Source organism: Amycolatopsis sp. 3B14, assembly GCF_050958625.1.
In the GTDB taxonomy this organism is placed as follows: domain Bacteria; phylum Actinomycetota; class Actinomycetes; order Mycobacteriales; family Pseudonocardiaceae; genus Amycolatopsis_E; species Amycolatopsis_E thermoflava.
This window is the reverse complement of sequence record NZ_JBHZEN010000021.1, coordinates 142,707-161,501: the sequence shown is the minus strand read 5'-3', so window position 1 is coordinate 161,501 and position 18,795 is coordinate 142,707. Positions and strand designations below refer to the sequence as shown.

20 protein-coding genes are annotated in these 18,795 nt (G+C 72.4%); 13 read left to right on the top strand and 7 right to left on the bottom strand.

Annotated features, from left to right (window positions below; all coding sequences use genetic code 11):
- Positions 1-185: 185 nt before the first annotated feature.
- The 7 genes from ACCP09_RS12045 to ACCP09_RS12015 all read left to right on the top strand — a co-directional run bounded on the left by ACCP09_RS12045 (position 186) and on the right by ACCP09_RS12015 (position 7,536).
- Complete coding sequence (locus ACCP09_RS12045; protein ID WP_433745834.1) at positions 186-2,720, top strand: MFS transporter; 2,535 nt, start codon at positions 186-188, stop codon at positions 2,718-2,720.
- A complete protein-coding gene (locus ACCP09_RS12040) occupies positions 2,717-3,463 on the top strand; it encodes an MSCRAMM family protein (RefSeq protein ID WP_431905274.1) in 747 nt (248 codons plus the stop codon). Before ACCP09_RS12045 ends, ACCP09_RS12040 begins: the two co-directional genes overlap by 4 nt.
- A gap of 203 nt (positions 3,464-3,666) precedes the next feature.
- Positions 3,667-4,890 (top strand): sensor histidine kinase, encoded by a 1,224-nt coding sequence (locus ACCP09_RS12035; protein WP_433745830.1) that lies wholly within the window; start codon positions 3,667-3,669, stop codon positions 4,888-4,890.
- Positions 4,887-5,318 (top strand): roadblock/LC7 domain-containing protein, encoded by a 432-nt coding sequence (locus tag ACCP09_RS12030; RefSeq protein ID WP_020422161.1) that lies wholly within the window; start codon positions 4,887-4,889, stop codon positions 5,316-5,318. The genes ACCP09_RS12035 and ACCP09_RS12030 overlap by 4 nt, the downstream gene beginning before the upstream one ends.
- 26 nt (positions 5,319-5,344) lie before the next feature.
- A complete protein-coding gene (locus tag ACCP09_RS12025; protein WP_020422162.1) occupies positions 5,345-5,725 on the top strand; it encodes a DUF742 domain-containing protein in 381 nt (126 codons plus the stop codon).
- A complete protein-coding gene (locus ACCP09_RS12020) occupies positions 5,700-6,314 on the top strand; it encodes a GTP-binding protein (RefSeq protein ID WP_123685879.1) in 615 nt (204 codons plus the stop codon). Before ACCP09_RS12025 ends, ACCP09_RS12020 begins: the two co-directional genes overlap by 26 nt.
- Positions 6,307-7,536 (top strand): styrene monooxygenase/indole monooxygenase family protein, encoded by a 1,230-nt coding sequence (locus ACCP09_RS12015; protein ID WP_027928628.1) that lies wholly within the window; start codon positions 6,307-6,309, stop codon positions 7,534-7,536. Before ACCP09_RS12020 ends, ACCP09_RS12015 begins: the two co-directional genes overlap by 8 nt.
- Before the next feature lie 34 nt (positions 7,537-7,570).
- On the opposite strand, the gene ACCP09_RS12010 is transcribed toward ACCP09_RS12015, so the two are convergent.
- From ACCP09_RS12010 to ACCP09_RS11990, 5 genes are all read right to left on the bottom strand, one after another.
- Positions 7,571-8,059, bottom strand: coding sequence for an AMIN-like domain-containing (lipo)protein (locus ACCP09_RS12010; RefSeq protein WP_123685878.1), 489 nt, complete (start codon positions 8,057-8,059; stop codon positions 7,571-7,573).
- A gap of 243 nt (positions 8,060-8,302) precedes the next feature.
- Positions 8,303-8,581: a PRC-barrel domain-containing protein gene (locus ACCP09_RS12005; RefSeq protein WP_027928626.1), complete on the bottom strand. Its 279-nt coding sequence runs from the start codon at positions 8,579-8,581 to the stop codon at positions 8,303-8,305.
- On the bottom strand, positions 8,568-8,963 hold the full coding sequence (locus ACCP09_RS12000) for a hypothetical protein (protein WP_037322073.1): 396 nt from the start codon (positions 8,961-8,963) through the stop codon (positions 8,568-8,570). Before ACCP09_RS12000 ends, ACCP09_RS12005 begins: the two co-directional genes overlap by 14 nt.
- Positions 8,960-10,192, bottom strand: coding sequence for an NRAMP family divalent metal transporter (locus ACCP09_RS11995; protein ID WP_433745821.1), 1,233 nt, complete (start codon positions 10,190-10,192; stop codon positions 8,960-8,962). Before ACCP09_RS11995 ends, ACCP09_RS12000 begins: the two co-directional genes overlap by 4 nt.
- Positions 10,189-10,626, bottom strand: a complete 438-nt coding sequence (locus ACCP09_RS11990) for a hypothetical protein (RefSeq protein ID WP_027928623.1) — start codon at positions 10,624-10,626, stop codon at positions 10,189-10,191. The genes ACCP09_RS11995 and ACCP09_RS11990 overlap by 4 nt, the downstream gene beginning before the upstream one ends.
- A gap of 121 nt (positions 10,627-10,747) precedes the next feature.
- On the opposite strand from ACCP09_RS11990, the gene ACCP09_RS11985 reads away from it, so the two are divergent.
- On the top strand, positions 10,748-11,911 hold the full coding sequence (locus tag ACCP09_RS11985) for a S1C family serine protease (RefSeq protein WP_433745818.1): 1,164 nt from the start codon (positions 10,748-10,750) through the stop codon (positions 11,909-11,911).
- A 29-nt stretch (positions 11,912-11,940) separates the two neighbouring features.
- Entirely contained in the window at positions 11,941-12,768 is an 828-nt protein-coding gene (locus ACCP09_RS11980; RefSeq protein WP_123685875.1) for an SDR family oxidoreductase, read from the top strand.
- A gap of 374 nt (positions 12,769-13,142) precedes the next feature.
- On the opposite strand, the gene ACCP09_RS11975 is transcribed toward ACCP09_RS11980, so the two are convergent.
- Positions 13,143-13,514, bottom strand: coding sequence for a 4a-hydroxytetrahydrobiopterin dehydratase (locus tag ACCP09_RS11975; protein WP_378362448.1), 372 nt, complete (start codon positions 13,512-13,514; stop codon positions 13,143-13,145).
- A gap of 46 nt (positions 13,515-13,560) precedes the next feature.
- Between ACCP09_RS11975 and ACCP09_RS11970 the strand changes: the two genes are divergently transcribed.
- The 4 genes from ACCP09_RS11970 to ACCP09_RS11955 all read left to right on the top strand — a co-directional run bounded on the left by ACCP09_RS11970 (position 13,561) and on the right by ACCP09_RS11955 (position 17,644).
- Positions 13,561-14,676 (top strand): WD40/YVTN/BNR-like repeat-containing protein, encoded by a 1,116-nt coding sequence (locus tag ACCP09_RS11970; protein ID WP_433745813.1) that lies wholly within the window; start codon positions 13,561-13,563, stop codon positions 14,674-14,676.
- Positions 14,673-14,969, top strand: coding sequence for a MoaD/ThiS family protein (locus ACCP09_RS11965; RefSeq protein WP_027928619.1), 297 nt, complete (start codon positions 14,673-14,675; stop codon positions 14,967-14,969). The genes ACCP09_RS11970 and ACCP09_RS11965 overlap by 4 nt, the downstream gene beginning before the upstream one ends.
- Positions 14,970-15,182: 213 nt before the next feature.
- Positions 15,183-15,560 (top strand): hypothetical protein, encoded by a 378-nt coding sequence (locus ACCP09_RS11960; RefSeq protein WP_231960815.1) that lies wholly within the window; start codon positions 15,183-15,185, stop codon positions 15,558-15,560.
- Complete coding sequence (locus ACCP09_RS11955; protein WP_433745808.1) at positions 15,557-17,644, top strand: bifunctional polysaccharide deacetylase/glycosyltransferase family 2 protein; 2,088 nt, start codon at positions 15,557-15,559, stop codon at positions 17,642-17,644. Before ACCP09_RS11960 ends, ACCP09_RS11955 begins: the two co-directional genes overlap by 4 nt.
- Here ACCP09_RS11955 and ACCP09_RS11950 read toward each other — a convergent pair.
- A complete protein-coding gene (locus tag ACCP09_RS11950) occupies positions 17,634-18,668 on the bottom strand; it encodes an NAD-dependent epimerase/dehydratase family protein (RefSeq protein WP_433745805.1) in 1,035 nt (344 codons plus the stop codon). The two genes, ACCP09_RS11955 and ACCP09_RS11950, sit on opposite strands and share 11 nt — an antisense overlap.
- Between the last annotated feature and the right edge of the window lie 127 nt (positions 18,669-18,795).

Here is an 18,795-nt window from a genome sequence, read left to right as displayed (position 1 = left end):
TACTGATACGTATCCGGCGCTGTCAACGCCGCTTCTGCTCGCCGGAAGTGTCCGCTTCATTGCAGATCCTCCGGAAATGCGCATCAGAATGCGATCCGGATCACCGCTTACACAGTGAGAGCTTGGTCATCCGATCCGGCGAAAATCAGTTAGCATAGGTCAACTAATTTTCGCTGGTTGGAGTGATGGAAGTGCAGCCTGCGCTCGGTCCCCGCTACAAGTGGATCGCGCTGTCCAACACGACGCTGGGCATGCTCATGGCCACGATCAACTCCTCGATCGTGCTCATCGCGCTGCCAGACATCTTCCGCGGCATCGACATCAACCCGCTGGAGCCGTCGAACACCAGCTACCTGCTGTGGATGATGATGGGCTTCCTCGTCGTCACCGCGGTGCTCGTGGTCGGTTTCGGCCGGCTGGGCGACATGTACGGCCGCGTGCGCATGTACAACCTGGGTTTCGCGGTCTTCGCGGTGTCGTCGGTCTTCCTGGCGATCACGTGGATGAACGGCGGCGCGGCGGCGATCTGGATGATCGCCTGGCGCATCGTCCAGGGCATCGGCGGCGCGTTCCTGATGGCCAACTCCAGCGCGATCCTCACCGACGCCTTCCCCAAGCACCAGCGCGGCATGGCGCTGGGCATCAACGGCGTCGCCGCGATCGCGGGCTCCTTCCTCGGCCTGGTGATCGGCGGGCTGCTCGGCCCGGTCGAGTGGCGGCTGGTCTTCCTCGTCTCCGTCCCGTTCGGCGTGTTCGGCACCATCTGGGCCTACCTCAAGCTGAAGGACACCAGCGAACGCCACCGGGCGAAGATGGACTGGTGGGGCAACCTGACCTTCGCGGTCGGCCTCATCGCGGTGCTCGTCGGCATCACCTACGGCATCCAGCCCTACGGCGGGCACACCATGGGCTGGACCAGCCCGTTCGTGCTGTCCTGCCTCATCGGCGGCGCCGTCGTCCTGGTCCTGTTCTGCGTCATCGAGACCAGGGTCGCGAACCCGCTGTTCAACCTCGGGCTGTTCAAGATCCGCGCGTTCACCTTCGGCAACCTGGCGAACCTGCTCGCCTCGCTGGGCCGCGGCGGCCTGCAGTTCGTGCTGATCATCTGGCTGCAGGGCATCTGGCTGCCGCAGCACGGCTACAGCTTCGAGAAGACCCCGCTGTGGGCGGGGATCTACATGCTGCCGCTGACGATCGGCTTCCTCGTGTCCGCGCCGGTGTCCGGCATCATCTCCGACCGCATCGGCGGGCGGCTGCTGTCCACCGGCGGCATGCTGATCACCGCCGTCAGCTTCGTCCTGCTGGAAGTCCTGCCGGTCGACTTCAACTACTGGGCCTTCGCCGCGATCCTGCTCCTCAACGGGCTCGGCATGGGCCTGTTCACCTCGCCCAACCGGGCCGAGGTGATGAACAGCCTGCCGAACAACGCACGCGGCGCGGGCGCCGGGATGACCGCGACCTTCCAGAACTCCGCGATGGTGTTGTCCATCGGCTTCTTCTTCAGCCTGATGATCGCCGGCCTCGCCGACCACCTGCCGTCCGCGATGGCGCAGGGCCTGACCGCCAACGGGGTGCCCGCCGCCGACGCGAACCAGATCGCGTCGCTGCCGCCGGTCGGCGTGCTGTTCGCCGCGTTCCTCGGCTACAACCCGATCGAACAGCTCCTCGGCGGCGTCCTGCACACCCTGCCGCCAGACCAGGCGGCCTACCTGACCGGCCGCAGCTTCTTCCCGCAGCTGATCTCCGGACCGTTCGCCGACGGCCTGACCGCCGCGTTCTGGTTCGCGATCATCGCCTCCGTGGTCGCCGCGCTCGCGTCCTGGTTCACCGGCCACGCCCGCAAGCCCGCGCCGGGGCAGCCGCACGAGACCGTGGGCTCCGAACTCGCCGCGGCGGTGGGCGACCTGGTCGACGTGAGCGAGCACGACACCGTCGCCACCGGCCCCGGCCGGATCGCCGGCCGCCTGCGCACCGCGGGCGGCAACGCGCTCGCCGGCGGCGTGGTGACCGTGACCGGCGCGGACGGCAGGCAGGCCGGCCGCACCCGGGCCGGCACGGACGGCGGCTACGCGGTCTCCGGCCTGCGCCCCGGCACCTACACACTGATCGTCACCGCGCCCGGGTTCCAGCCGGAGGCCGCCGCGGTCACCCTCAACGGCTCCGGGGCCGTGCGCGACTTCGTCGTGTCCGGCGGCGGGACCGTGACCGGGATCGTGCGCCGCGCCCCCGGCGGCGCCGGAGCCGGCGACACCGCGGTGGTCGCCACCGACAGTGGCGGCCAGGTGGTCGGGCAGACGCGCACCCTCGACGACGGCACGTTCCAGCTCACCGGACTGCCCGCCGGGGAGATCACGGTGACCGCGCACCTGGACGGCCACCGCCCGGAGGCCGCAACGGTCGTGGTGTCCGGCACCGAACCGGCCGTGGCCGACCTGCTGGTCCAGGCCGCCGGGACGCTGCGCGGCACCGTCACCGGGCCGGACGGCCGCCCGGTGCCCGGCGCGCGCGTCGCCGTCAGCACCGCCGCGGGCGAACTCGCCGCGGCCGCGGTGACCGACGAGCACGGCGGCTACGCGGTGGACGACCTCGCGCCCGGCGACTACACCGTGGTGACCAGCCTGTTCGAACCCGTGGTGCGGCAGGTGGACCTGAGCGGCGGCGAATCGGCCACCGTCGACGTCGACCTGCACGCCGGCCGTCCCGAGCAGGCCCGCTCATGACCGAGGTGACCGGACGGGTGCGCGACACCCGGGACGCTCCCGTGCCCGGCGCCGCGGTCACGCTCGTCGACTCCGCCGGACAGCAGATCGCGCGCGGCGCCACCGGCCCGGACGGCGGCTACCGGCTGCCCGCGCCCGGCCGCGGCGTCCACGTCCTGATCGCCTCGGCGCCGGCGTACCGGCCGGAAGCGGTCACCCTGACCGTCGGCGACACCGCGGCCGTCCTGGACCTCGTGCTGGACAACGCGACCGGGCTCGGCGGCGTGGTCCGCTCCGCGGGCACCGGGGCGCCGGTCGCGAACGCGACGGTGACGCTGACCGACGCCCGCGGCGAGGTCGTCGGGTCCTACATCTCCGGCCAGTGCGGCGAATACTCGTTCGGCGCCCTGCCCGCCGGGACGTACACGCTCGCCGTGAACGCTCCTGGCTATCGACCCTCCGCGGTGGCGGTGCACATGACCGACGCGACCGTGCGGCAGGACCTGGACCTGGCCGAGGCCGCGGTCATCCACGGCACGGTCAACGTGCGCGACCTGCCGCGGCCGTGGCCGCGGATCACGGTGAGCCTGCTGGACGAATCGGGCGACGTCGCCCGGCGCACGTACGCGGGCGAGGACGGGCACTACGCCTTCCACGACCTCGAACCCGGCACCTACACCGTCGTCGCTACGAGTTACGCACCGGTAAGGAAAGCGGCCCGCGTCGGCGGCGGCGACACCCGGCTGGACGTGCGGCTCACCTGAGCGTTTCCCGTGACGGGACAAGGTGAACCACCTTCCGTCGATCACCCGGGCACGGTGCGTCAAGATCGCGGAGAGTGGTGGACACGGGCGGGGTCGGAGTGGTTGCATAGCGTTCACCGGCGCGGGTTCGGCCACACGCGGGGGAAGGGGTCCCCGCGACGGTTGAGCCGCCGCACGTGACGAACCCAGGCAGTTAGGACGACATGGCGACGCGGGCTCGAGAACTGCTCAACCGCTCACGCGCGCTGCTGGACCGCTCGAGGGAAGCGGCCTCGCAGCTCTTCGGCCCCCCACCCGCGCAGCCGCCACCGCGGCGGCCGCCGGTGATCGTGCAGTCCCCGTCCCAGGCGGAGCGCGAGCGGGCCAACGAAGAGGCGCTCGCGGCGCTCTGCGCGAACGTGGCGCTGCGCGACCTCAACCTGGTCGACTCCCTGCTCTCCCAGCTGGAGGAGATGGAGGCCAGGGAGGAGGACACCGAGCGGCTCGGCGAGCTGTACCGGCTGGACCACCTCGCGACCCGGCTGCGCCGCAACGCGGAGAACCTGCGCGTGCTGGCCGGCCGCGACGCCACCGACACCGCGACCGAGACGACCTCGCTGGTCGACGTGGTGCGCGGCGCGATGTCGTCGATCGACCAGTACGCCCGCGTCAACATCGGGCGGATCGTGTCGCTGGGCGTGGTCGGCTTCGCGAGCGAGGACCTCAGCCGGCTGATCGCCGAACTGCTGGACAACGCGACGAAGTCCTCGCCGCCGAACACCCCGGTGCGGGTCAGCGCCCACCTGACCGAGGCGGGCAGCGTGCTGGTGCGGATCGAGGACGAGGGCATCGGCCTGCCGCCGGACCGGCTGCAGGAACTCAACGACCGGCTCTCCGGCGAGCCGGTGCTCGACGACTCCTCGGTGCGGCACATGGGCCTGGCGGTGGTGCGGCGGCTGTCCGCCCGGCACGACATGCGCACCCGGCTCGACCGCCGCGTCCCGCACGGCACCACCGCCTCGGTGCTGCTGCCCGCGGGTCTGGTCGCCGATCTTCCGGAGGCCAACTGGTCCGGCACGCAGACGGTGGTGTTCCCGCAGTCCCCGCGCGGCACGGCGGTGGCCGAGGCGCCCGCGCAGCCCCGTCACCGCGCCGGGCTGCCCAAGCGGGAGCCCGCGCCACCGAGGCCGGCGCCGGCGCGCCGCCCCCAGCCTGGGTCGATGGTCGGCGGCACCACCGCCAGCGGCCTGCCGCGCCGCGTCTCGCACAGCCTGAAGAACCCCCAGGGGCAGGCGCCCTCGGCGCAGTCCGCGGCGGAGCCGACCCCCGCCGAGGACCGCGACGCCGGGCACGAGAAACTGCTCGCCGATCTCGGCGCCTTCACCGACGGCGAACGTGCGGCGCGCGAGAAGCAGGGCACCGACGAATCCGGGGGGCAGCAGCAGTGACCGCCGACACCGGCCAGGACTTCACCTGGCTGATCAACGACTTCGTCCGCAAGGTCCACGGCGTGTCGCACGCGCTGATCATGTCCTCGGACGGGTTCCCGCTCACCGCCTCCGACGACATGTCGACCGAGGAGCGCGAGCAGCTCGCCGCGATCGCGAGCGGACTGCTCAGCCTGGCCCGCAACAGCGCGGCGCTGTTCCACAAGGGCACCTGCGAGCAGATCATCATCCGGCTCACCCACGGGTACTTCCTGTTCATGGGCATCGACGCGCACGCCGGGCTGGCGGTGCTGACCACCTCCGACTGCGACATGAAGGTCGTCGCCTACGAGATGACGCAGTTCGTCTCCAGCGCCGGCCACGCGCTGACCCCCGAGATGCGCGCGGACCTGCGCCGCGTGCTCACCGGCCGCCGGCCCCAGGCCTGAGCACTCCCGACAGGATGTGATTCGCGATGTCCCAGGACACCGGGCCGGACGAGCGGGCGGTCAAGCCGCGCAGCAAGCGGATCCGGCCGTACACCCTGACCGGCGGCCGCACCAGGGCACGGCACCAGCTGCTGGTCGAAACGCTCATCTCGGTGCCCCAGTACGACCCGGCCCTGGCGGAGAAGCTCATGCCGGAGTCGCGGGCCCTTTACGAACGGGCCCGCTCCCAGGTCTCGATCGCCGAGCTGTCCTCGCTGCTGACCATCCCGCTCGGGGTGGTCCGCGTGCTGGTCAGCGACCTGGCCGCGCAGGGGGCGGTGTTCATCCACCCGACCGCCCACGCCTACTCCCACGACCGGAACATGCTCGAGAGGATCCTCAATGGACTCAAGCAGCTCCCCGTCTGATCCGGGCCTGCTGACGATCTCGGCGAAGATCGTGATCGCGGGCGGGTTCGGGGTGGGCAAGACGACGCTGGTCGGGTCCGTGTCCGAGGTGCCGCCGCTGAACACCGAGGCGTGGATGACCGAGGCCGGCGAAGGTGTCGACGACCTGCCGCCGGACGGCGCCAAGACCACCACGACCGTCGCGATGGACTTCGGCCGGATCTCGCTGTACGACGACCTGATGCTGTACCTGTTCGGCACGCCCGGGCAGGCGCGGTTCTGGTTCCTGTGGGACGACCTCTCACGTGGCGCACTCGGCGCGATCGTGCTGGTCGACACGCGCCGCCTGGACCAGTCGTTCGCCGCGATCAACTACTTCGAGAACGACTCGGACCTGCCGTTCATCGTGGCGATCAACCGGTTCGACGGGGAACTCGCGCACGACGTCGACGAGGTGCGGGAGGCGCTCGCGCTCAACCCGGACGTCCCGCTGGTCACCTGCGACGCCCGGGACAAGGCGTCGGTGCTGGAGACCCTGCAGGAACTGGTGTCCTACACGCTGTCACTGGCCGAAGTCTCGGAGGGGGGCCGGATCCGCGCCCATGCGTAAGATCCTGATCGTCGGTTCGGGCCAGTCGGGCCTGCAGCTCGCGCTGAGCCTGCAGGAGCACGGCTACGACGTGACCGTGATGTCCGCGCGCACGCCGGACGAGATCCGCGCCGGGTGGGTCACCTCGACCCAGTGCATGTTCGCCGACGCGCTCGCCATCGAGCGCAAGCACGGGCTGAACCTGTGGGACGACGTCGCTCCCCGCGTCGCGGGGCAAGGGTTTTCGATGGCCGGGCCGGACGGGCAGCGCGCGCTGAACTGGATCGCCTCGTGGGACGGCGGGCCGGCGCAGTCCATCGATCAGCGGGTGAAGATGGCGGCGTGGCTGGAGTTGTTCGAGGAGCGCGGCGGCAACGTCGTGATCCACGGGGTCACGACGGCCGACCTGAACGGCCTGGCGCGGCTCTACGAGCTGGTGATCGTCGCGGCGGGCAAGGGCGAGCTGGTGCAGCTGTTCGACCGCGACCCGTCGCGATCCCCTTACACGAAGCCGCAGCGCCGGCTGTCGGTGTCCTATGTGCACGGTCAGGAGTCGCGTCCGGAGCGGCCGGGCACCACCGACGTGTGGATGAACATCATCCCGGGCGTCGGCGAGCTGATCAACATCCCGGGCTACACGTTGTCCGGGCCGTGCGACATCTTCTACGTGTCCGGCATCCCGGGCGGGCCGTTCGACGCGTTCGCCGACCGGCCGCCGGCGGAGGAGCAGTTGCGGCGGCACCTGGAGCTGTTCCGGCAGTACATCCCGTGGGAGTACGAGCGGGCGAAGAACGCCGAGCTGACCGACGGCAAGGCGGTGCTGGTCGGCGGGTACCCGCCGGTCGTGCGGCGCCCGGTGGGCGAGCTGCCCTCCGGCGGGTTCGTGCTCGGCATGGCGGACGTGGTGGTGGCGAACGACCCGATCACCGGTCAGGGCGCGAACAACGCGGCCAAGTGCGCCGAGTCGTACCTGGGCAGCATCCTGGAGAACGGGGACCGGCCGTTCGACCGGGAGTGGATGCAGGGGGCGTTCGACCGGTACTGGGAGCACGCCCAGTGGGTCACGATGTTCACCAACGCGATGCTGCAGCCGCCACCGCCGCACGTGCAGCAGATCCTCGGCGCGGCGCAGACGAACCCGGCCGTGGCGAAGCGGTTCGTGAACGGCTTCAACAACCCCACGGACTTCCAGCACTGGCTGCTGGACCCCGCCAAGACGGAGGAGTACCTGGCTTCGGTGTGACCGGGCGGCCGTCCGCGGCCGCCCGGCGCTCGTTTCAGTGGCCCACGTCGATGACGACGCGGGTCGGTGCGGTGAGCGTGAACACCCGCACCCATGACTTGTACCGGGTGCCGAGACCGATCGACACGTAGCCTTCGAAGTCCCCGGTCACCGCGACGGCCATGACGTTGCGGAGGTTGCGGGTGCGGAACTTGTCGGGCCCCGGGTAGGTGCGGTTGCCGTTGTCGTCGTGGGCGCGGGCCGGTGTGGTGGTGACGGCGACGAAGTACTCGCCGGTGAGCCACACGACGTCGCCGGAGCCGTCGGCGATCAGCTCGTCGACCCACTGGTAGGACGCCTGGGGCGCGGGGCCCGTCATGTCCAGCACGATCCGGTCGAAGCCGGTGTTGAGGCCGGTGCGGATGTTCGTCATGGTGGCGACACCCGCTTGCGCACCGGCCGGCGCCGCCGCGACGACGGCGCCGGAGAGCGCGAGCAAGGCGGCGGCGCAGACCGCGAACAGCCGCCGTGGGGTGAGGGTCATCGGTGACCTCCTGCCGGGAGGGGATGGGGTTCCCAGCGCTGGTGCCTGAAGAGACGTGCCCGGCGGGGTGGAGGTTGTCCGGGTTCGGTCTCGGTACGGACACCGCGCCGGCGCGCCCGCCGGCCGGGCCAGCGGCCCGTGGGCGGCGGCACCGACGACGCCCCACGGCCGCACTGGATGCGCGAACCACCACCCCGGCCGCTCCCCTTCCGCCCCGCCGGCGGGAACCACCGCCCCTCCGGCCTAGCGTTCCCAGCGCACCTCCGCCCAGGGCACCTCCCGCGTCCCCCGGTGCAGCACCTTCGCCAGCCACGCCAGCAGCATCGGCCCGCGCTGGCTGGTCCGCTCGTACCCCAGCAACCGCCCCCGCCGGCGAGGGGTCACCAGCACCGCGACGGTCCGTTCCCGGCCGAGCTCGTCCGGCCGCGTGATCAGGTCGGTCACCTTCCCCAGCGGACGGCCGCGCGCGTCGTACACCCGGCGTCCCAGCAGGTCGCTCGCCCGCACCTCATCCCCCGGCATGGCCGCTCCCCGGGATCCGCGCGATCAGCTTGTCCCGCAACCACTTCTCCAGCGACGGCACCTCCAGCACCTCCGCGCGCAGCGACAGCGTCACCTCGCTGCTCACCTGCTTCACGTGGTCGTAGGTGATCCGCAGCGGCTCGGGCCGCCCGCCGCCCAGTCGCGTGGCCAGCCGGCACAGCACCTTCCCGAGCAGGCCGCCGATCCGCTGCCCCAGCGCGTGCTGCCCGACCAGCAACGCGACGACGTGGTAGGTGCCGTCCGCGTCGCGGGCCAGTTCGACGTCGTCGACCTTGCCGACCGGGTGCCCGTCGACGTCGACGATCTGGCGGTCCAGCAGGTGGAATTCGACCCGCAGCGGGTCCGGGCGGCCGTGGGTCATGTCTGCCCCATCCCGGTGATGATCATGAGCGGGACGGCCGCGACCGCGGCGACGACGACGATGATCAGGAACGTCACGCCGAGGAAGTTCTGCACCCGCCCGTTCGCGTGGTCGCCGAGGTAGTCCCGGTCGTTGGCGACGACCAGGATCGGCAGGTAGGTCAGCGGCAGCACCACCGCGCTGAACAGCAGCGACAGCTCGGTGATCTGCACCGGGTCGATCGTCGTCAGCAGGGCCGCCGTGCCCAGCAGGACGCTGACCAGCACCACGGTGTGGAAGCGCGCCGCCTCACGGGGTTTCACCAGCTTGCCCCACTGCCAGCCGAAGTACTGCGCGATCGAGTACCCGGTGGACAGCCCGGTCTCCAGCGCGGCGCCGAACGTGGCCGCGAAGAACCCGATCATCACCACGACCAGGCCCAGCTTGCCCAGTGCCAGCGCGACCGGCAGGGCGGTCTGGCTGAGCTGGTCGACCTGGATGCCGGCGGGGAAGAACACCGTCGCGGCGCAGCCCATGATCGCCAGTCCGAGCAGCCCGCCGAGGGGGAAGCCGACGAAGGTGTTGCTGCGCTCGGTCGCCAGGTCCTTCGTCGTCCACTTCTCCTCGACCCCGCCGGAGGAGAAGAAGAACACCTCGTACGGGGTGAGGGCGGAGGCGAACAGCGACACGGCGAGGTAGCCCCAGGTGCCCCAGTTCTCCCCCTGCGGCGGGCCCGCGTGCGTGAGCTGCTCGGCGAAGGTGCCCCACGGCGGGTCGAGCGCGATCAGGGCGACCACGAACACCACCAGCGCCAGCCCGAGCACGCCGAACACCTGTTCCATCACCTGGAACTTCACGCGCCACAGCACGATCCACACGGCGAACCCGGCCAGCGGCACCCACAAGACGTGCGGCAGGCCGCTGGCGAGCTGGATGGTGAGCGCGATGCCGCCGATCTCCGCGGTCAGGGTCAGCAACGTGACCAGGTAGGACCCGACGAGGTTGGTCATCGCGATGCGCGGCCCGAGGCGCTCGCGCACCAGGTCGAACACCGGGCGGCCGCTGACCGCGGCGACGCGGCCCGCCATCTCGGCGAACACGCAGATGCCGACGACGCCGACGACCACGACCCACGCCTGCCGCATGCCGAAGCGGGCGCCGGACTGGGCGTTGGCGACCAGGTCGCCGATGTCGACGAACCCCCCGATGGCGGTGAGGATGCCCAGTGTGACGGCGATGAGCTTCTTCACTGGTGGCCCGCCACGAACGCGGTCAGCTCGTCGCCGACCCGCACCAGCTGGGTGTCCGCCGCGGCGATCCGGCCGGTGTCGCCCGAGTCCAGCGCCTCCCGGGCCTCGGTGACGCGCGCGACCGCGTCCTGCAGGTGCGGGTGCAGCTCGTCGTAGAGCTGCTGGGTCTCCGGGCTGGTGGGCGGCCGGCTGTCCAGCTCGTCGAGCGCCTTGGTGGCGGTGGCGAGCACGTCGTCGGTCGCCGCGGTGGCGAACGTGGGGAACAGGCGGCCCTCGGTGTGGGCGCGGATGACCTGGTGCAGGGTGCCGACGGCGGAGAGGCCCTCCTGCGCGCTGACGACCGCACTGTCCTCGTAGCTCGCTGCTGAGCTGCCGGAACAGGCGGTGAGCGTGACCGCGAGCGCGAGGCCCGCGAAAGCCGTCCTCCTCCGCATCAGGCCTGGTGTACCCCTAGGTCAACTTGGCAAACGCGACCGGTTCTCAGGGGTTTCACGGCCGAGCGGCAGGCGATTCTCAGAGAAGCGGGGTTCACTGGAGGGCGGAGGAGGGGCACTCATGAGCTATTACCCACCGCAGTACGACCCCTGGGCGCCGCCACCCCCGCCGCCGCCACGCCGGAAGCGCGGGCTGGGCACGGCGCTCGCCGCGCTGGGCCTGGTGGTGCTGGTCGTGCTGGGTTTCGTCGCGTGGGACCTGGGCCGCGGGTCGCTGTCGCCGGGCAGCACCTCGTCGCCGCTGGAGCGGAGCCTGCGCAACGAGCAGACCGGCAACTCGACGCTCGACGTGGCCGAGGTCGCGGAGAAGGTCGAGCCCGGCCTGGTCGACGTGTACTCGACGCTCGGGTACTCCGGGCAGCAGGCCGCGGGCACCGGCATGGTGCTCACCGAGGACGGCAAGGTCCTGACGAACAACCACGTCGTCGCGGGGGCGACCAGCATCAAGGTGACCGACGTGGACACCGGCCGCACCTACCGCGCCGAGGTCCTCGGGTACAGCCGGTCGCGGGACGTGGCGCTGCTGCAGGTGCAGAACGCCTCCGGGCTGGGCACCGTCACCACGGGCGACTCGTCGGAGGTGTCCGTGGGCGATCCGGTGGTGGGGCTCGGCAACGCGGGCGGCGACGGCGGCGAACCCAGCGTCTCGCCGGGGAAGGTCACCGCGCTGAACCAGTCCATCACCGCGACGGACGAGTCCACGGGCAGTTCCGAGCAGCTGACCGGGCTCATCCAGGTGGACGCGAACATCCAGTCCGGCGATTCCGGCGGCGCGCTGGCCGACGCCGAGGGCCGGGTGATCGGGATGAACACCGCGGCCTCGACCGGTTACCAGTTCGGGCAGAACGAGCGCGCCGCCGGGGTGAGCGGGTTCGCCATCCCGATCGACGACGCACTGAACCTGGCCCGGAAGATCGAGGCGGGCCAGGGCTCCGACACTGTCCACATCGGACCGTCGGCGTTCGTCGGCGTGTCGGTGAGTGACGCGGGCGGCTCGGGTGCACTGGTGCAGCAGGTGGTCCCCGGCGGACCGGCCGACGACGCGGGACTGGTCGCCGGCGACGTCATCGTCGCACTGGACGGGCGCACGGTCGGCTCGGCCACCGACCTGACCGCGGTGATGGACACGCTGCACCCCGGCGACCAGGTCGCGGTGACCTGGCTGGACCAGTCCGGGCAGCAGCGCAGCGCGACCGCCACCCTGGTCGAGGGGCCGGTGGGTTAGCCGCCGCGGCGCCGGGGTAGCTGGGAGGTATGACGAACACAGCTCCCCTGCCCACGGAGCAGGGCGGACGGCCGCGGACCGCGATCGTGACCGGTTCCGACTCCGGCATCGGGCGCGCGATCGCCGTCGCGCTCGGTGGTGGCGGCGTGGACGTCGGCATCACGTGGCATCGGGACGAGGAGGGCGCCAACGCGACCGCGGCGCAGGTGCGCGAAGCCGGCGCGCGCGCCGAGGTGCGGCAGCTCGACCTGGGCGACCTGCCCACGGCGGCGGCCGCGATCGACGAGCTCGCCGAGGCGCTCGGCGGGGTCGACGTGCTGGTCAACTGCGCCGGCACGGGCACCGGCCAACGGGTCATGGACATGGACTTCGACACCTGGCGGCACGTGCTGAGCGTCGACCTGGACGGCGCGTTCCTGTGCGCGCAGCGGGCGGCGCGGCACATGATCGACGCCGGTGGCGGCGGGCGGATCGTCAACATCACCAGCGTGCACGAGCACGCGCCGAAGGTCGGCGCGGCGCCCTACTGCGCGGCGAAGGCCGGGATGGGCATGCTCACCAAGGTGCTGGCGCTGGAGTTGGCCGAGCACGGCATCACGGTCAACTCGGTGGCGCCCGGCGAGATCTCCACGCCGATGACCGGCCAGACCGACGTGAACCCGCGCGACCAGGAGCGCCCCGGCGTGCCGCTGGGCCGGACCGGGCACGCGGAGGAGGTCGCCGCCGTGGTGGCGTTCCTGACCACGCCCGCGGCCGGCTACGTGACCGGCTCGTCGTACGTGGTGGACGGCGGGATGCTCCTCATGGGCCCCCAGGGAGCCTCCGGCCTCGGTGACAACAGCTGGCGCAAGATCTGAACCCGCGCGGAATCTGGGCCCGCGCTGGATCTGGGCCCGCGCTGGATCTGAACCGGCGCGGGATCTGGGCCGGCGGCCACCACGGCGCCCGATCCGGCACACACGCCGCCCTGACGGGCAAACACACGGCGGCCCCGGTTTTGGCTGCGTCGGGCGCCGTGTTGGCCACTCCGGGCGGCGAGTTGGCTACCTCGGGCGGCGAGTTTGGCCGCCCCCGGCGGGGTGTTTGCCACTCCCAGCGCCATGTTCGCCGCTCCCGACGCGGAGTTCGCCCCTCACGACGGGGAGTTGGCGAAACGCGGGACTCGCGCCCGCGAACGCGGAACTCGCGCCCGCGAACGTGGGACTCGCGAGCGTGAGCGGGACTCGCGGGGTCAGGTCAGCTCCGCCAGCACCGCTTCGATGCGGGACGCCAGCCACAGGTCCGGCTCGGTGACCCGGCCGGGGAAGCCCGTGGTGACGGTGAACGTCAGCTCGCCGCGGCGGCGTTCGAACTGCGCGTGGTCGCTCAGTTCCGCCGCGTCCCGCTGCACGCGGCCGATCAGCGCGCCGTGCGCCTGCTCCGGCACGCGCACGGTGCGCGACAGGTGGCCGGCGTCCCCGCGCCACCCCGCCAGCCCGCCCAGCGCCCGGGCGATTTCGGTGTCCGACAGCGTCTCCGGCACGACGTCCTCCTTCCGTTTCCCGGGCGGGTACCCGTGGCCCCGCGGGGCGAACCGCGCAAGATTGGAGAAGACGCGCGGCACCCGTGCTCCTTACGGTCTTAACCACCTGACACAGGAAGGAGCGGCGATGAGCGGGGTTCGCGTGCTGGTCGGCACACGCAAGGGGGCCTTCGTCCTGACGTCCGACGAACGGCGCGCCGACTGGGAGCTCACCGGCCCGCACTTCCCGGGCTGGGAGATCTACCACCTCAAGGGCTCCCCCGCCGATCCGGACCGGATCTTCGCCGCCCAGTCGACCAGCTGGTTCGGCCAGCTGATCCAGCGTTCGGACGACGGCGGGAAGACGTGGCACCCGGTGGGCAACGAGTTCGCCTACGAGGGTGTGCCCGGCACCCACCAGTGGTACGACGGCACACCGCACCCGTGGGAGTTCGCCCGCGTGTGGCACCTCGAGCCGTCGTTGACCGATCCGGACCTGATCTACGCCGGGGTCGAGGACGCGGCGCTGTTCCGCTCCAACGACGCGGGCGCGACCTGGCAGGAGCTGCCCGGCCTGCGCGGGCACGGCTCCGGCCCGAAGTGGCAGCCCGGCGCGGGCGGGATGTGCCTGCACACGATCATCCAGGACCCGCGCGACGCGAACCGCCTGATCATCGCCATCTCCGCGGCAGGCGCGTTCCGCACCGAGGACGGCGGCAAGACCTGGCAGGCCATCAACCACGGCCTGAAGTCCGGCCAGATCCCGGACCCGGACGCCGAGGTGGGCCACTGCGTGCACCACATCGCGCGCCACCCGCAGCGCCCGGACGTGCTGTTCATGCAGAAGCACTGGGACGTGATGCGCAGCGACGACGGCGGCGACAACTGGTACGAGATCAGCGGGAACCTGCCGACCGACTTCGGGTTCGTCATCGACGTGCACGCCCACGAGCCGGACACCGTCTACGTGGTCCCGATCAAGAGCGACGAGCACCACTTCCCGCCGGACGGGCGGCTGCGCGTGTACCGCAGCCGCGGAGGCGGCCACGAGTGGGAGCCGCTGACGGCCGGGCTGCCGCAGGAGAACTGCTACGTCAACGTGCTGCGCGACGCGATGGCGGTGGATTCGCTGGAGTCGTGCGGCGTCTACTTCGGCACGACCGGCGGCCAGGTCTACGCGTCGGCCGATTCCGGGGACACCTGGGCGCCGATCGTGCGCGACCTGCCCGCGGTCCTGTCGGTGGAGGTCCAGACGCTGCCATGATCCGCGTCCACCTGCCCGCGCACCTGCGCACCATCGCCCACATCGACGGCGAGGTCGAACTGGAGCTCGACGGCGCCGTCACCCAGCGTGCCCTGCTGGACGCGCTGGAGGAACGCTATCCGATGCTGCGCGGCACGATCCGCGAGCACGGCACCGGCAAACGGCGGGCGTTCGTCCGGTTCTTCGCCTGCGAGGAGGACCTGTCCCACGAGGAACCGGACGCCCCGCTGCCCGCGCCGGTGGTCGCGGGCGCCGAACCGTTCCTCGTGATGGGCGCGATGGCAGGCGGTTGATCTTTTCCCGGTACGGCCGGGAATCGCGGAACATTCACCACGGGGCGGCGCTTGGTCGGCGCACCGGATGTGTTTAGGGTGAAGGCCCCCGACCGGTCCCCCCGACGCGATGCCCTGGTGATGAAGACAATTAGCGACGACACTGTCGAAATTCCGCGGGAGAAACCCGTTTTCGTCGATCCGTCCGGGCGAAGACGCCGCATCGTGCGCCGCGTGAGCATTGCGGCGTGCGCTCTGGTCAGCGGTTACGCCGTGCTGTTGATGGCTTCGCTGCTGGGTGCGCCGATCCCCGCCTCCGTGCTCCTGCCGGTGCCCGCCGCGCCGTCCGCGTCCCCGGCACCGCCGCCGCAGGGCGGCCCGTCGGTGGCCGACGACACCACCGCACCGCGCGGCACCGACCCGTCGTCCCAGGCCCAGACCCAGACGGAGGGCACGGACCAGGGCACGACCGCACCGGTGCCACAGGCCCCGGCCGTGACCACCACGGCCGCACCACAACCACCGTCGTCTCCCGGCGAACCGCGCAACTCGCGCGCCCGCCCCGATCCACCCGGGCGCGGGCAGGACGGCGAGCCGGAACCCGGCCGGTGACCCGGCACCGGCGGCCGAGCCCGCCGAAGGCCCACTGGCTGCTGCTGTCGGCGATCCTCGCGGTCGTCGCAGGCCTGCTCGCACTCGACGCCGTCGTCACCGGCGCGGACGGCGGCGAGGACACGTCGCCGCCGGGTCCCGCGACGACCGTGCCCGCGCAGGTGCGCGGGGGCGGCGCGGTGATCGACCCGCGGTCGGCTTCCCCGGTAACCGCGCGGGCGCGGGACCACGCCATCGCCCTGACCTTCGACGACGGGCCGGATCCGGTGTGGACGCCGCGGATCCTCGACGCGCTGGACCGCAACGGCGCGAAGGCGACGTTCTTCGTGACCGGCGCGCGCGCCGCGCAATACCCGGACCTGGTCCGCGAGATCCTGGCCCGCGGCCACGAAATCGGCAACCACACGGCGAGCCACACCGACCTGAGCACGGCGAGCGGCTTCCGGGCCGATCTGGAGATCCGCACGACGGACCTCGTCCTCGCCGGCACCGCGGGTGTCATCCCGGCGCTGGTGCGGCCGCCCTATTCGTCCACTCCGGACAGCCTGGACGACCGGGACTGGGCCGCGGCGCAGCGGCTGGGCGCGGACGGCAAGCTGGTGGTGTTGTCCGATGTGGACTCCCAGGACTGGCGCCGCCCGGGCGCGGACGCGATCGTCGCGAACGCGACCCCGGCCGGGAACGCCGGCGCGGTGGTCCTGATGCACGACGGCGGCGGGGACCGCGCGCAGACCGTCGAGGCCCTCGACCGGCTGATCCCGGAGCTGCGGTCGCGCGGCTGGACGTTCGGCACGGTCAGCGAGTCCGTCGGGCTGGCCGGAACCCAGGCGACGGCGCCGGTCCGCGCGCGGGTGGGCGGCTGGCTGCTCGTGTTCGCCGTGGGCGCCGCGGAGTTCACGGCCGGGGCGCTGTTCGTGCTGACGGTGGTGGCGACCGTGCTGGCGCTGCTGCGCACGGTTCTGCTCGGCGTGACGACGAGCCTGCACGTGCGGCGGCGCCGCCCGCGGGAGGCGCCGGACCAGCCGGTGACCGTGATCATCCCCGCCTACAACGAGCGCGAAGGCATCGAGTGGGCGGTCCGCTCGGCGCTCGCCGCGGGCCCGCGCGTGCAGGTGATCGTGGTCGACGACGGATCCACCGACGGCACCGACGCACTGGTGGAGCGGATCGCCCGCCGCCGCCCGAGCGTGCGCCTGATCCGGCAGGCCAACGCGGGCAAGGCGGCCGCGCTGAACACCGGCCTCGCCGCCGCGCGCACCGAACTGGTCGTGCTGATGGACGGCGACACCGTGCTGGAGCCGGGTTCGGTGCCCGCGCTCGTGCGCAACTTCGCCGACCCGGCCGTGGCGGCGGTGTCCGGCAACGCCAAGGTCGGCAACCGCGGCCGGCTGCTCGGGAGGTGGCAGCACATCGAGTACGTGTGCGGCTTCAACCTGGACCGGCGGCTCTACGACGTGCTCGAGTGCATGCCCACGGTGCCGGGCGCGGTGGGCGCGTTCCGGCGGTCGGCGGTGCTGCGCGTCGGCGGGGTGCCCACGGACACGCTCGCCGAGGACACGGACCTGACGATGGCGCTGGAGCGCGGCGGCTGGCGCGTGGTGTACGAGGAGGAGGCGCGGGCGCTGACCGAGGCCCCGGCGACGCTGGCGGAGCTGTGGAAGCAGCGGTACCGCTGGTGCTACGGGACGCTGCAGTCGGTGTGGAAGCACCGGCACGCGGTCGCCGAGCGCGGCAGCGCGGGACGGCTGGGGCGGCGCGGGCTGCCGTACCTGTTGCTGTTCCAGGTGCTGCTGCCGATCGTCGCGCCGCTCGTCGACGTCGCCGCCGTCTTCGGGCTGTTCACCGGCGAGCGGTGGCTGGTGCTCGGGGCGTGGCTGGCGTTCCTGGCGCTGCAGGCGATCCCGGCGGTGGTGGCGTTCCGGCTGGACCGGGAGCCGCTGCGGCCGCTGCTCGCGCTGCCGTTGCAGCAGTTCGTCTACCGGCAGCTGATGTACCTGGTGGTGCTGCAGTCGTTGAGCACGGCGCTGGCCGGGGCGCGGTTGCCGTGGCACAAACTGCCGCGCCGCGGCCTGCTCAAGCCGTGACTCGCGAGCGGGCCCTGACGAACGAGCGGGCCCTGACGAATGAGCGGGCGCAGTCGAGCACGGTGTCCGCGAGCGGCCGGGGGTTCCAGCCCAGCACGTCGCGCGCCTTGCCGGTGGCGAAGCGGAACTCCTCGCCGAGCTCGGGCACGACCTGGCGCAGCGCAGGGTCGAACAGGGCGGCGGCGCGGACGAGCGGGCCGGGCAGCCGCCGGGACGGCACGCGCGCGCCGGGCTGCCCGCGCAGGATGGCCGCGATGTCCTCGATCCAGTGGAACGGCCCGGCGGCGAGGAACCGCTCCCCCGCCGCCTCCGGGCTGAGCATCGCGGCGACGTGCAGTGCGGCGACGTCCCGCACGTCGGTGAACGGGAAACCGAGGCGCGGCAGCCCGGGCATCCGGCCGGTCACGAGCCGCTCGACCACCGACAGCGAGTAGGACGGGCGGCCGCGCACGGGTCCCAGCAGGGTGCCGGGCGCGATCACGGTCAGCCGGTCCGTCATCCCGTGCTCGCGGGCGTACGCCCAGGCGGCGCGCTCGGCGAGGGTCTTGGACCGGACGTAGGCGCGGGCCGGCGGGTGGCCGGGGTCGGTCCAGTGGTCCTCGGTGATCGGGTCGGGCCGGGGGCCGGCCGGGTAGGCGGCCGCGGACGACGACGAGGTCACCACGATCCGCCGCGCGCCCGCGGCCCGGGCGGCGGCGAGGACGCGGAGCGTGCCGTCCCGGGCGGGGCCGACCAGGGCGGCGGGATCCCGCGGCGGCACGGCCGGGAACGGCGACGCGACGTGCAGGACGAAGTCGCAGCCCGCCGCGGCCTCCGCCCAGCCCGCGTCGGAGCCGAGATCGGCCTCGACGACGGTGAGGCGCGCGGTGGGGTGTCCCGCCGGCAGCTGGGCGGCCACCACCGGGCGGCGGGAGCGGTCGCGGACGGTGGCCCGCACGTGGTAGCCGCGGGCGAGGAGGAGGTCGATGCACCAGCCGGCGAGGTAGCCGGTGCCGCCGGTCACGAGGACGGTTTCGTCGGTCACCTCTCCAGGCTGCGGGCGCGCACGGGCCGCGGCCTCGTCCCGCGCGCCGGTCGCGGCGGCCGCGCGGCGGATGGGGGCTCGTCCTGGAGGAGGAGGACGAGACGCAGCCTCGGCTAAAGAGCCACCC